The organism is Hyphococcus luteus (assembly GCF_002943565.1).
Taxonomy (GTDB): Bacteria; Pseudomonadota; Alphaproteobacteria; order Caulobacterales; family Parvularculaceae; genus Hyphococcus; species Hyphococcus luteus.
In genome coordinates this window covers 147,179-159,740 of record NZ_PJCH01000005.1, presented here as the reverse complement: position 1 = coordinate 159,740, position 12,562 = coordinate 147,179, and the positions used below count along the sequence as shown (strand labels likewise).

The following is a 12,562-nucleotide window of genomic DNA, read 5'->3' as shown; positions in this document are numbered from 1 at the left end:
GATGTTCGGACGCAGAACCAGTCCGGTTGAGCCGGCGGCGCCGGCGGCGAAGCCTGCCGCCAAAAAACCGGCCCAGCGCCCGCAGCAGGGCGCGAAGCCCGCGCCGCAAAAACCGGCCGCGGCGAAGCCCGCGCCGAAACCGGAGGCGAAGCCGAAATCGCCGCCGCCGGCCCCGCCGCGCGTGACGCAACCGGAGGCCAAGGAGCCGGAAACCGTCGAGATCGGCGGCCGGTCCGACGAATATTTTCAGACAAAAACGACGATTTTCAATGCGCTGATCGACACGATCGACCTGTCGCAGCTTGCGCAGCTCGACACCGAAGCGGCGGCGGAGGAAATCCGCGACATCGTCAACGAGATCATTTCGATCAAGAACGTCCAGATGTCGATCGCCGAGCAGGAATCGCTGCTTCAGGACATCTGCAACGACGTCCTCGGTTATGGCCCGCTGGAGCCGCTGCTGGCTCGCGACGATATCGCCGACATCATGGTCAACGGCTCCAGCCACGTCTTCATCGAAGTCGGCGGCAAGATCCAACTCACCAATGTGCGCTTCCGCGACAATGCGCAGCTGATGAACATCTGTCAGCGCATCGTCTCCCAGGTCGGCCGTCGCGTCGACGAATCGAGCCCGATCTGCGACGCGCGCCTGCCGGACGGGTCTCGCGTGAACGTCATTGCGCCGCCGCTTTCGATCGACGGCGCCGCGCTCACCATTCGTAAGTTTAAAAAAGACAAGCTGAGGATTCAGGATCTCGTCAATTTCGGCTCGATTTCGCCGGAAGGGGCGAAGGTGCTCGAAATCATCGGCCATTGCCGCATCAACACGCTGATCTCCGGCGGCACGGGCTCCGGTAAAACGACGCTGTTGAACTGTCTCACCGGCTTTATCGAACATGACGAGCGCGTCATCACCTGCGAGGACGCGGCGGAGCTTCAACTGCAGCAGCCTCACGTGGTGCGTCTCGAAACCCGCCCCCCGAACCTTGAAGGCCAGGGCGAAGTGACCATGCGCGACCTTGTTAAAAACTGTCTGCGTATGCGCCCGGAACGGATCATCGTCGGCGAGGTTCGCGGGCCCGAAGCGTTCGACTTGCTTCAGGCCATGAACACCGGCCACGACGGCTCCATGGGCACGCTCCACGCCAACTCCCCGCGCGAGGCTCTGCAGCGTGTGGAATCCATGATCACCATGGGCGGCTACAACCTGCCCTCGAAAACCATCAAGGAAATGATCGTCGGCTCGATCGACGTCATCGTTCAGGCCGCGCGTCTGCGCGACGGTTCGCGCCGCATCACCCATGTGACGGAAGTGCTCGGCACCGAAGGCGACACCATCATCACACAGGATCTCTTCATCTACGACATGGACGGCGAGGATGCGGACGGCAAGATCGTCGGCAAGCATAAATCCACCGGCATCGCCCGCCCGGCTTTCTGGGACCGCGCCCGCTATTACGGCAAGGAAGCCGAGCTTGCCGGCGCGCTCGACGCCGCCGCGGATTAAGGAGAAGAGAACCCATGGATCAGCAGCAGATCCTCATCGTTCTGGTTCTCGGGCTCGTCTGTTTCGGCGCGCTCGCTTTCGTCCTGCTGGCGCCGAACCAGAAAGACAAGACGAAAAGACGCGTCGAGGAAATGAATGCGGCGAAAGCCGTGAAACGCGCCAACGGCCCCAATGCGGAAGCGCAGAGCAAGGAGCGCCGCAAAAAGCTCGCTGAATCGCTGGCCGCGCTTGATGACAAGACGAAAAATCTCAAAAAGAAGCGCCGCCTGTCGATGGAGCAGATGCTCGAACAGGCGGGCCTGCCGATCAAGCGCAAGCATTTCTACATCGCCAGCGTCGTCATGGCGGTTTTTTTCGGGCTGATCGGCGTTATTTCAGGCCAGAAGCCCTGGGTCAGCGGGCTTTTGCTTTTGATCGGCGGTTTCGGTTTCCCGCGCTGGGTCCTGAATTTCCTGAGGGCCCGCCGTCAGAAAAAATTCGTCGATGAATTTTCCAACGCCATCGACGTCATCGTTCGCGGCGTGAAATCCGGCCTTCCGGTCAACGAGTGTCTGAAAATCATCGCGCGCGAGGCGCCGCGTCCCATCTGCGACGAGTTTCACATGCTGGTCGAAGGCATCCGCGTCGGCCTTTCCATGGAGCAGGCTCTGGAGCGCATGTATGAACGCATGCCGCTGCAGGAAGTGAACTTCTTCGGCATTGTCCTGATGATCCAGCAGAAGACCGGCGGCAACCTCGCCGAAGCGCTCGGCAACCTTGCAACCGTCCTGCGCTCGCGCAAGCTGATGCAGGGCAAGATCAAGGCGCTGTCCTCGGAAGCAAAGGCGTCCGCCTGGATCATCGGCTCGCTGCCCTTTCTGGTGGCCGGCGCCGTCCACCTTTCATCGCCGGATTACCTGGCTCCCTTGTTTGCGACGAAAGTCGGCAACTTCATCCTGATCGGAGCGGGGCTCTGGATGGGGACGGGCATCTTCGTGATGAAAAAAATGACCCAGATTAAGGTGTAGCCTCATGGAAGGGATCATCAACGCGCTGACCGACCGTTCTTTCCAGATCGCCGCGCTGGTTTCGTTGGCCGCGATCGCGACGCTTTACACCGTGCTCGAGCCGCTGCTCGTCAAGGACAAGCTTAAAGAGCGGATGAAATCCGTCGGCAACTATCGCGACAGCCTTAGAAAACAGCAGCGCGAAGCGCTGGCGAAAAAGACCAAGGGTCTTCGCAACACGAGCCCGCAAGGGGCGATCAAGGAGGTCGTGGAAAGCCTCAAGCTGCTTGAAGTGTTCGATGCGGATTCGGCGCGCAAGAAATTGATGATGGCCGGCCATCGCGGCCAGGGGCCGGTGTTCACCTTCATGGCGGCGCGTCTCGGCCTGCCTTTCGTGGTGGCGATCATTGTCGGCGTTTACGTCTATCTGCTCGGCGGTTTCGAGCTCGACAGTTTCGGCCGCCTGCTCGCCACCCTGGCCGGTTTCTTCGCCGGTTTCTACCTGCCGAACATCTATATCTCCAACGCTGTCTCGAAGCGCCAGCAGAAGATCCAGGAAGCCTGGCCGGACGCGCTCGACCTGCTCCTCATCTGCGTTGAATCGGGCATGTCCATCGAGGCCGCGTTCCAGAAAGTCGGCGACGAAGTCGGGCCGAACTGTCCCGAACTCGCCGAGGAGCTCGGGCTCACCACGGCCGAGCTTTCCTATTTGCAGGAACGCAAACAGGCTTACATCAATCTCGCCGAGCGCACCGGCCTCGACGCGGTGAAGGGCGTCGTCACCGCGCTCGTTCAATCGGAAAAATACGGCACGCCCTTGGGCCAGTCGCTTCGCGTCATGGCCAAGGAAAGCCGGGACTTGCGCATGCAGGAAGCGGAAAAGAAGGCCGCGGCGCTGCCGCCGAAGCTCACCGTGCCGATGATCGGCTTCTTCCTGCCGGTCTTGTTCGCCGTCATTCTCGGACCGGCGATCATGGGCGTGATGGGCCTGGAGTGACGGGTCAGGCCGTGGACGCCGGCCCCCGCGCAAATCTCGGCAGGTCATCGGCGGTGTCGAACCAGCCGATGCGGCTTTCGCAATAAATGTGGAATTCGGGCGGGGCGAGGGCGGGATCGTCCAGCGTCGCCGTGTTGACGCTCAGCGTCTCCTCCGGATCGTCTTCCCGGAAAACAAGATAGCTTCCGCAAGTCGAGCAGAATTCGCGGCGCGCGCGATCCGATGCGCGATAGACGCCGGGTTCTCCTTTCAGATAGGAAAAGCCCGACGGGGCGAGCGCGAACCAGGCGACGGCCGGCGCGCCGGACTGGCGCTGGCAGGTCCGGCAATGGCAATAAGCGCTTTCGGTTATCGCGCCGGAGACGCGATAGCGGATGGCCCCGCACAGACAGCCGCCTTCGGCGTTGATGGTTTTTTCCGTCGCCATGAGGTTTCCGTTCGCGAACTATCAAATAGCGTTTTTGTTGGTATGAGTCCTATCGACTTTACGCCTGTCCGTCCCAGACCGCAAAGGGCGCCCGTTCGAGACCAATGGTCCTCAATCTTTTCATCCTGCTTTTGATCGCGGCTTTTTCGGCGATCGCCGGCGGCGCGCTGGGCCATTGGGAGCGGGTCCATCCGGCGTGGATGCGCTCCGAATGGCGCCACGGCGTCATCGCTTTCGGCGGCGGCGCGCTTCTGGCGGCGGTCGCGCTTGTGCTTGCGCCCAAGGGCATGGAGCTGCAGCCGGCCTGGGCGTCCTTATCGAGCTTTACGGCGGGCGCCGTCGTCTTCATGGCCTGCGACCGTTACTTCACCACTCGCGGCACGCCCATGTCGCAGCTTCTCGCCATGCTGCTCGACTTCGTCCCTGAAGCGATCGTCGTCGGCGCCGTCATCTCCAAGAGCTACAAGGAAGCGCTATTCCTGACGCTGATCATCGCGGCGCAGAACATTCCGGAAGCGTTCAACGCCTATCGCGAAATCAAGCACAAGGCCCATCGCAAAGGCGTCGGCCGGCATGCTTTGGCGGTGATTTCCCTGGCCGCGCTGAGCGGGATCGGCTGGGGGTTTTTAGGCTATCTCGTTTTCACGCCGGACCATGTGCTGCTCGGAACGATCATGACCTTTTGCGCCGGCGGCATCGTGTTTCTGGTTTTCCGGGACGTGGCGCCGCAGGCGAAGCTGGAGCGCAGCTGGTATCCTTCCATGGGCGCCGTCCTCGGCTTCATGGTCGGCATGGCCGGCCATCTTTATGTGGCCGGCTGAGCTGTCTCAGTCGCCTTGTCCGGCGATCCGGTCGAGGGCTTCGTAAAGCGGCAGCTCGCCGGCGGCGACCTTGTCGCGCGACGGGGCGGGCTGGCCGAGGCGCGCGCGATAGACCCAGAAATTGGTCAGCACCTTCTCGACGAAATCGCGGCTTTCGCGGTTCGGGATGCTCTCGATGAAAAGCAGGGGATCTTCGACTTCGACGGCGCGCTGCCAGCGCCGCAGATTGCCGGGCCCGCCATTATAGGCGGCGGCGAGATTGAAAAGATCGCCGTCGACCGAGCGGGTCATCAGATGATCCACATAAGTCTGGCCGAGCTCCATATTGTAGGAGGGATCGTAAAGCCGTTCGCGGCCCGAGCGGTACCGCAAGGAGCGGTCGCCGGCGATGTAGCTCGCCGTGCGCGGCATTAATTGCATGAGCCCGCGGGCGCCGACTCGGCTTGTGGCGTCGGTCTTGAATTTCGATTCCTGGCGCATCAGCGCGTAGAGCAGGGCGCGGTCTACCCGAAAGCCGTTTTCCGGCGTGTAGTGCGGAATCGGGAAGAGGCCGGCGTGAAGCGCGGGATTGTCGTCCGAAAGCGCGATGTCGATTTGCGCGGCGGGCAGGTCCAGCGCGAAAGCGATGGCGAGAAGCGGTTTGGTCAGTTCTTCCTCAACCGCGCCGTTCGCCCAGCGCAGCTCGATATCCGCGTCGCTTGTGCGGCCGGCTTCGGCGAGCGCGATGGCGCGCAGGATGCGCGGCTGTTCTTGCGTCAGCTTGTCGAAATCCTCCTGCGTCAGTTCCGGCGGCGCCCAGTTGAAATCATAGGCGCGGCCAAGCTGGGCGAGGGAGAGCTGGCCGTAAAAGGTGAAAGGATAGCGCGCGGCGATTTCGAGATTGGGCGTCACGTCGGCGGGCGCCCCGGCGGCGAGCGCCGTGCGCGCGGCCCAGAAGCCGGCGCCGGCGCGCAATGAATCTTCCTGATAAGGTACCGCCGCCATGGCGCTGAAATGATCATGGGCGCCGGCGATATCGCCTTTGCGGAATTCGATCAGCCCGGCGATCCAGTAAGCGAGCACGGCGGTCTCGCCATTGCGGTCCGCGGCGCTTTCCGCGATCTCCTGCGCCGCATCCACATAGCCCTGGTAATAAAGGCTCGCGGCGATCCAGGAGCGCATGCGGTCATATTGGCGCGTCGTGATGGTTCCGCGTCTTAAGTGATTGTCGATTTCGCGCTGGGCGACCAGCGCGCGCTCGCGATTGGCGAGATAGCGTACGCGGCCTTCGATGCGGCGGGTGCGCGCTTCGCCGGTCTTTTCATAATCGGCGACGAGATCGGGATGAAGCTCCTTGCCGGGTTCCGAACGCCATTTGCGCGAGATCGGGCGCACCGGGGCGGACTGGTCCCGGGGCTGGCGCCGGCGGGCGAGAGAATAGATTTTATCCGCCTCCGGAAGATCGGCGTAATAGGCCATCCAGCGCTTCAGCTCGCTGAATTTCGAGCGATAGGCGGTGGGGTGCATATAGCGCTGATACTGGACATAGCCCATGAGGATGTCGTTCTCGACAGCTGCGATCTTCTTGTCGGCCTCGCTCCAGCGGCCGTCTTCCTGCAGCGCGAAAATTTCCTTGTAGAGCTCGGCGTCGGCGGCGCTTAAGACGCGCAGGACCGGTTCGGCGGTTTCGGGCGCGGCGGCCGGCGGCTCGTCGAGAACGGCTTCCGGCGTCGCCGCCTGAACCGGCGCGCCCATCGCCGCCAAGAACGCGATCCCCGCAATCCAGCGCACTGCCCTCATCACTCGCACCCTTTCCCCGCGCTTTTGCGCACGGGCTCCTCAGCGGCGATTGTCGCCGCGAAAGTCTTAAAAATGGGAAATGATCCCAACGCCCCGAACTTTACACCTAAGAATATCGTAATGTCGGTTAACGCCCCTTTAACTTCTGGTCGAGGGACTGAAGATCGGCCCAGGCGAGGCGCTTGCCCGCCGGCTGGCGCAGGAGAAAGGCCGGGTGATAGGTCGGCAGGGCCGGGAAACGCGCCCCGGAGGCCGTTTCGATCTCCCGCCAGACGCCCCTTGCGCGCATGATGCCGGTGACGCCCAGAAGCGCCTGCAAGGGCGCGCCGCCGGCGATCAGAACCGCTTTGGGCCCCGTGAGCTCGATCAGCCGGTCCACGAAAGGCCGGCAGACTGCGGTTTCGAGCGCCGTCGGCGTCCGGTTGGCCGGGGGGCGCCAGAAAATCACATTTGAAATCAAGACGTTCTCGGTCCGGGCCCGGCCGATGGCGGCGAGCATCCGGTCGAGCAGCTGGCCCGCCCGGCCGACGAAAGGCTTTCCGAGCCGGTCCTCGTCGCGGCCCGGGGCCTCGCCGATGACAAGCAGGTCCGATCCCGGGACCCCGTCGGTGAAGACCGTGTTCTTGGCCCCGGCCTTTAAGGGGCAGCCCTCGAAGGCTTTGACCGCGGCGTCCAGGGCTTCGAAACTGTCGCAGGCTGCGGCGGCTGTCTCGGCGGCGCGGATCGCCTCATCGGTGGAAACCGTCTCCGGGGCCGCCGGCGCGGCGGGGACGGCCTGCGCCTCGGCCTTCACCGCATCAAGACGCGGGGCCGCGCCGCGCCGGGCGGGCGCGTTGGCGCTTTGGCCGCCCGTCTGAGGCGCTTGCCACGCATAGAAATCGGCGGGCGCGGGCGCGACCGTTTCGTCGACGCCCATTTCGAGATGCCAGCGCAGCAACGCTCTGGCTGCATCCATTTCAGAGACTTCGGACATATTTGCGCAGTCTAGCAGGTTCTAAACGGAAGACGCGAGCAGCAATTGCGCGCCGTAATAAAGCGGCAGGCCCCAGATCCGGTTGACGAAGCCGGATGCGACGAACTGGTCCCGGGCGACCGCGAGGTCGGAGACCGCAAAGCCAGCGGCGCCGGCGATGACGAGCGCGCTCGGCGCGCCGCCGCCGGGCGGGCTCGCCAGAATGCTTGTCGCGACCATGACCGCGATGATCGCCGTATAGGCGGCGACGGGCCCGCGAAACGTCCCGAGATGCGGCCACAGCCAGCGCAGCGAGAGAATGGCGAAAACGCTCATCCCCGCGGCGCCGGCGAGGAAGAGCGGCGTCAGCGCTGCGCCGCCGCTTAAAAACGCGCCGATATAGGCGGCGTGGCCTGCGCCGAATGCGCCCATGCCGGCGAGAAAGGTTTTTTCCCCAGCGGGGATGAGCAGCACGTCCCCGGCCATGCACAGGATCAGCGCCGCCAGCACCCACAGGCCATAGGCGCTCTCGAACGCGCCGGCGCTGATGGCGGCGAGGACGAAAAACAACGACGCGGCTGGTTTGGCGGCCCATTTCAGGGCGCGATTGTCTTGATATTCGCCCAACAGGAGGAGGGCGAGAGAGAGCGCGCAAAGCGCAATAAAGACCGTTGGCGTCATGGCGTTTGCTTTCCTTCTGGCGGGCGCCGCTGCGTCATGTGCAAAACAATAACGCCGATCATGGCTTTTCCCGGTGATTTTTGCCAGAAACGGGAGCCACCAGGGACTGCAGGCGAAAGAGAAGACGAAAAAATGACCGATGAAGCGCCCGAACGGGAATCCATGGAATTCGATGTCGTGATCGTTGGCGCCGGGCCGGCCGGGCTCTCGGCGGCGATCCGGCTGAAACAGCGCGCGAGCGAGACGGGCGGCGACATCAATGTCGTGGTGGTCGAAAAGGGCTCGGAAGTGGGCGCCCATATTCTTTCCGGCGCGGTGCTCGATCCGTCGGGGCTCGACGCGCTTCTTCCCGGCTGGCGCGACATGCCGGGCGCGCCCGTCGACACGCCCGTCGCGTCTGAAAGCTTCAAGGTGCTCGGCTCGAGCGGTTCGGTCTCGCTGCCCGTCTGGGGCATGCCGGGCATGGTTAAGAATCATGGCTGCTACATCGTCTCCATGGGCAATGTCTGCCGCTGGCTCGCCGAACAGGCCGAGGGGCTCGGCGTCGAGATTTATCCCGGCATGGCGGCGTCGCAGGCGCTTTACCGCGAGGACGGGTCCTTGCGCGGCGTCGTCGTCGGCGAAATGGGAATCGGCAAGGACGGCGAGAAAAAGGACTCCTATGAGCCCGGCATGGAGCTGGTCGGCAAATATGTGCTGATCGCCGAAGGCGTGCGCGGCTCGCTCGCAAAACAGCTGATCGCGAAATACAATCTCGACGAAAACAGCGAGCCGCAGAAATTCGGCATAGGCCTCAAAGAACTCTGGGAGATCGCCCCGGAAAAATCGCGCCCCGGCCATGTGCAGCACACCTTCGGCTGGCCGTTGAAAGACGATGTTGGCGGCGGCTCGTTCCTTTATCATTACAGCGACAACACCGTCGCCCTCGGCTTTGTCGTGCACCTCAACTACAAGAATCCCTATCTTTATCCGTATGGGGAGTTTCAGAAATTCAAGACCCATCCGGAAATCGCGGAGCTTCTCGAAGGCGGCAAACGCATCGCCTACGGTTCGCGGGCGATCACCGAAGGCGGCTATCAGTCAGTGCCGAAGCTTGCCTTTCCGGGCGGCGCGCTGATCGGCTGCTCGGCCGGTTTCGTCAACGTGCCGCGCATCAAGGGCAACCACAACGCCATGCTGACGGGGCTGATGGCGGCTGAGGCTGCATTCGACGCTGTCGCTGCGGGCCGCGAGGGCGACGCGCTCGAGGCCTATGAGGCGGCTTATGAGAATTCCCCCGTCCGGGCCGAGCTTTTCAAGGCGCGCAATGTGAAGCCGCTCTGGTCGTCTTTCGGCACCCGCCTCGGCGCCATCGCGCTTGGCGGCATGGAACTGTGGATGAATTCGATTATGCCGGGCCTGTCCTTTTTCGGGACAATGAAGCACGGCAAAACGGACGCGGCGGCGACCGAGCCGGCGGCGAAACACAAACCCATCGCCTATCCGCGTCCCGACGGCGAGACCACCTTCGACCGGCTCACCAATGTGGCGTTTTCCGCCACTAATCACGAAGAAGATCAGCCTTCCCACCTCAAACTTAAAGATCCTTCAATCCCGATCGGCGTTAATCTGCCGGAATATGCAGAGCCGGCGCAGCGTTATTGTCCGGCGGGCGTTTACGAGGTGGTGACCGAGGAGGGCGCGGAGCCGCGCTTTCAGATCAATGCGCAAAATTGCGTTCACTGCAAAACCTGCGACATCAAGGACCCGTCGCAGAACATTGTCTGGACGACGCCCGAAGGCGGCGGCGGCCCGAACTATCCGAATATGTAAGGAACGCATCTGTTGCGCATGAAATTTCTGACCATTGGGATTGCCGTTTTTTGTCTGGCGGCCGGTTGCGCGTCCGCGCCCGACGAGACCAGCGTCGTCGGCGATTATCTGTCGGGCCGTCTCGCCGCCGGATCGAACGATATCCGCGAGGCGGCGTCGTCCTTCGAGGACGTGGAGGCCGAAGGCGTCGAGGCGAAGGAAGTCCTGCGCGGCGCTTTTTTCTTCAAGGTCGCGTCGGGCGACATCGAAGGCGCGGCGGCGCTCGCCGATAAGATTCTCGCCAATGAAGAAAAAGAAGACGACGACCTCGCCCGGCTGACCATCGCGGCGCGCGATCTCAAACACGGGAAATACGCCGCGGCCCGCGACGCGCTCGCCGCCAAGGCTGAGGTTGAATATTTCTCCGCCTCCATGGCCATTCTCGACGCCTGGGCGATCGCCGGGGAAGAGGGGCCCGAGCCGGCGCTGAAAGCGCTCGCCAAAAAAGACGGCGACACCTTCCGCGGCTTTCATCCCTTGCACCAGGCGTTTTTGTTCGAAAACGCCGGTCTCGACGATGAAGCGCGCACCGCCTATCAGCTCGCGCTGATGACCTATGGCGGGGTTGTCGGCCGCGATGCGTACGGCGCCTTCCTTCAGCGCACCGGCAATATCGACGAGGCGCGCGCGCATTATGAATTGCTGGCGCAATATCCCGGTCTCGACCGGCAGGTCGCCAAGCGCGGGCTGGAGCGTCTCGCCGCCGGCAAAACCGACAAGACATGGGCCAATGTCACGCCGCAAAAAGGCGCGGCCGTCGCGCTTTATTCGTTCGGCTCGGCGATCCTGCAGCAGATGGCCGATCAAAGAGACGCGGCGCAAAAGGCGGGCTTTCGCGTCGGCGACGCCAATTACGACATGCCGCTCGCCTTCACCCGGATCGCGCTTTATCTCTGGCCCGATTTCGATCACGCGCAGCGTCTCGCCGGGGCGATCCTCAACGCCTATGGCGACAATGAACGCGCCATCGACATGCTCAAAAAGATTCCGAAGTCTTCCGCCTTTTACGAGCAGGCGCAGATCGACATCGCCGGCGGGCTGATGGGACTCGGGCGCGAAGCGGAAGCCGAAAAGGTGCTGCGCGCTGCGGCGCGCTCCGGCAAGTCGCAGGAGGCGCGGCTCAATTACGCCAACCTTCTCGCCGGCCAGGGCCGTCATCGCGAAGCCGTCGCGGTTTACGGCAAGCTGATCGATACTTTGTCCGAGGATCCGCCCGAAGATTCCTGGCGGTTTTTCGTCGGCCGCGCCGCCTCGCTGATGGAGCTCGGTCAATGGCCGCCGGCGGAAAAGGATCTGGAGCGCGCCGTCGAGATTGCGCCGAAAGAGCCGACCGCGCTCAACTATCTCGGCTATTCCTGGGCGGAGCGCGGCGAGAATCTCGACAAGGCGTTCGATCTTATCGAGCAGGCGGTGGCGATCAAACCGAATTCCGGCGCCTTTATCGACAGCCTCGGCTGGGCCCATTATCAGCGCGGCGATTATAAAGAGGCGGTGGGCCATCTCGAGCACGCCGCGTCGCTCGAACCCGCCGACCCGACCATCACCGATCATCTCGGCGACGTTTACTGGCGGCTCGGGCGCAAGATCGAGGCGCGTTACGAATGGAAACGCGTTCTGGAGCTTGAACCGTCCGACAAGCTGCGCGACAGCGTCGAGAAGAAACTTGAGGAAGGCTTGCCGGAAGAGAGCGCATGATCGCCGAGACCGCTCCCGCCAAAGTCAATCTTTATCTCCATATCGGTCCCGTCCGCCGCGACGGGCTGCACGATCTCGCAAGCCTTTTCATTTTCGCCGAAGACGGCGACGTCATTCGCGTTGAGCCCGCCAACGACATTTCTCTCGCCATTGAGGGACCTTTCGCGGACGCGCTGAAGAATCTGCCGCCGGAGGCTAATCTCGTCTTTCGTGCGGCGCAAAAGCTGGCGCGCAAATGCGGCGTTGAAACAGGCGCGGCCATCACGCTTGAAAAGAACCTGCCCGTGGCGGCGGGCGTCGGCGGCGGCTCGGCGGATGCGGCGGCGGTTTTGCGCGCGCTCGTCAAATTGTGGAGCTTGGAGATCGGCGAGGCGGCGCTGTCGCGGCTCGGTTTTTCCCTCGGCGCCGACGTGCCGGCCTGTCTCGCCCGCGCGCCGGTCCATGTGACGGGCGCCGGCGAAATCCTTGAGAAGGGGCCTGTTCTGCCGGCTTTATGGATATGCCTCGTCAATCCGGGTGTCGACATGCCCACGGGGCCTGTCTTCCGCGCCTTCGATGCGGGCGTCCCGGCGCCGGCGACGCCGGTTTGTGATCCGTTTCGCGCAGTGAATTACACGCAAGTCAAAGCCGCGATGGCGCGCACCCGCAACGATCTTGAAGCCTTCGCCATTGAACGCGCGCCCGTGATCCGCGATGCGATCGATGCGCTGGCGCAAGCGCCGGGCGCGCTCGCCGCGCGCATGTCCGGCTCGGGCGCGACGTGTTTTGCGCTGTTCCCGTCACGCGAAGGCGCCGTCCGCGCTGCGGCGGCTTTGCAGGCGCGCGGATGGTGGGCCATGGCTTCGGCGCTCCATGTGCGATAGGTT

At 63.2% G+C, this 12,562-nt stretch carries 11 protein-coding genes; 7 read left to right on the top strand and 4 right to left on the bottom strand.

Features of this window, described 5'->3' with window-relative positions; genetic code table 11:
- The first annotated feature begins 1 nt into the window (after window position 1).
- The 3 genes from CW354_RS05600 to CW354_RS05590 are packed head-to-tail and all read left to right on the top strand — an operon-like array spanning window position 2 to window position 3,490.
- The gene (locus CW354_RS05600) at window positions 2–1,507 is read left to right on the top strand and encodes a TadA family conjugal transfer-associated ATPase (RefSeq protein WP_104829072.1); all 1,506 of its coding nucleotides are present in this window, start codon (window positions 2–4) and stop codon (window positions 1,505–1,507) included.
- A gap of 14 nt (window positions 1,508–1,521) precedes the next feature.
- Entirely contained in the window at window positions 1,522–2,514 is a 993-nt protein-coding gene (locus CW354_RS05595) for a type II secretion system F family protein (protein ID WP_104829071.1), read from the top strand.
- 4 nt (window positions 2,515–2,518) lie between these two features.
- Window positions 2,519–3,490 carry a type II secretion system F family protein gene (locus CW354_RS05590; RefSeq protein ID WP_104829070.1) on the top strand — a complete coding sequence of 324 codons (972 nt, stop codon included), beginning with the start codon at window positions 2,519–2,521 and terminating at the stop codon, window positions 3,488–3,490.
- 4 nt (window positions 3,491–3,494) lie between these two features.
- Here CW354_RS05590 and CW354_RS05585 read toward each other — a convergent pair whose 3' ends face one another.
- Window positions 3,495–3,917 carry a GFA family protein gene (locus tag CW354_RS05585; RefSeq protein WP_104829069.1) on the bottom strand — a complete coding sequence of 141 codons (423 nt, stop codon included), beginning with the start codon at window positions 3,915–3,917 and terminating at the stop codon, window positions 3,495–3,497.
- A gap of 104 nt (window positions 3,918–4,021) precedes the next feature.
- Between CW354_RS05585 and CW354_RS05580 the strand changes: the two genes are divergently transcribed.
- Complete coding sequence (locus tag CW354_RS05580) at window positions 4,022–4,738, top strand: ZIP family metal transporter (protein WP_104829068.1); 717 nt, start codon at window positions 4,022–4,024, stop codon at window positions 4,736–4,738.
- Window positions 4,739–4,744: 6 nt separating this feature from the next.
- On the opposite strand, the gene CW354_RS05575 is transcribed toward CW354_RS05580, so the two are convergent.
- From CW354_RS05575 to CW354_RS05565, 3 genes are all read right to left on the bottom strand, one after another.
- Window positions 4,745–6,517, bottom strand: coding sequence for a lytic transglycosylase domain-containing protein (locus tag CW354_RS05575; RefSeq protein WP_104829067.1), 1,773 nt, complete (start codon window positions 6,515–6,517; stop codon window positions 4,745–4,747).
- 127 nt (window positions 6,518–6,644) lie between these two features.
- Complete coding sequence (locus CW354_RS05570) at window positions 6,645–7,490, bottom strand: uracil-DNA glycosylase (protein ID WP_104829066.1); 846 nt, start codon at window positions 7,488–7,490, stop codon at window positions 6,645–6,647.
- Window positions 7,491–7,511: 21 nt separating this feature from the next.
- The gene (locus CW354_RS05565) at window positions 7,512–8,150 is read right to left on the bottom strand and encodes a lysoplasmalogenase (RefSeq protein ID WP_104829065.1); all 639 of its coding nucleotides are present in this window, start codon (window positions 8,148–8,150) and stop codon (window positions 7,512–7,514) included.
- A 132-nt stretch (window positions 8,151–8,282) separates the two neighbouring features.
- On the opposite strand from CW354_RS05565, the gene CW354_RS05560 reads away from it, so the two are divergent.
- The 3 genes from CW354_RS05560 to CW354_RS05550 are packed head-to-tail and all read left to right on the top strand — an operon-like array spanning window position 8,283 to window position 12,559.
- Window positions 8,283–9,962: an electron transfer flavoprotein-ubiquinone oxidoreductase gene (locus CW354_RS05560; protein ID WP_104829064.1), complete on the top strand. Its 1,680-nt coding sequence runs from the start codon at window positions 8,283–8,285 to the stop codon at window positions 9,960–9,962.
- An 18-nt stretch (window positions 9,963–9,980) separates the two neighbouring features.
- The gene (locus CW354_RS05555) at window positions 9,981–11,696 is read left to right on the top strand and encodes a tetratricopeptide repeat protein (protein ID WP_104829063.1); all 1,716 of its coding nucleotides are present in this window, start codon (window positions 9,981–9,983) and stop codon (window positions 11,694–11,696) included.
- Window positions 11,693–12,559, top strand: a complete 867-nt coding sequence (locus tag CW354_RS05550; RefSeq protein WP_104829062.1) for a 4-(cytidine 5'-diphospho)-2-C-methyl-D-erythritol kinase — start codon at window positions 11,693–11,695, stop codon at window positions 12,557–12,559. Before CW354_RS05555 ends, CW354_RS05550 begins: the two co-directional genes overlap by 4 nt.
- Window positions 12,560–12,562 lie beyond the last annotated feature (3 nt).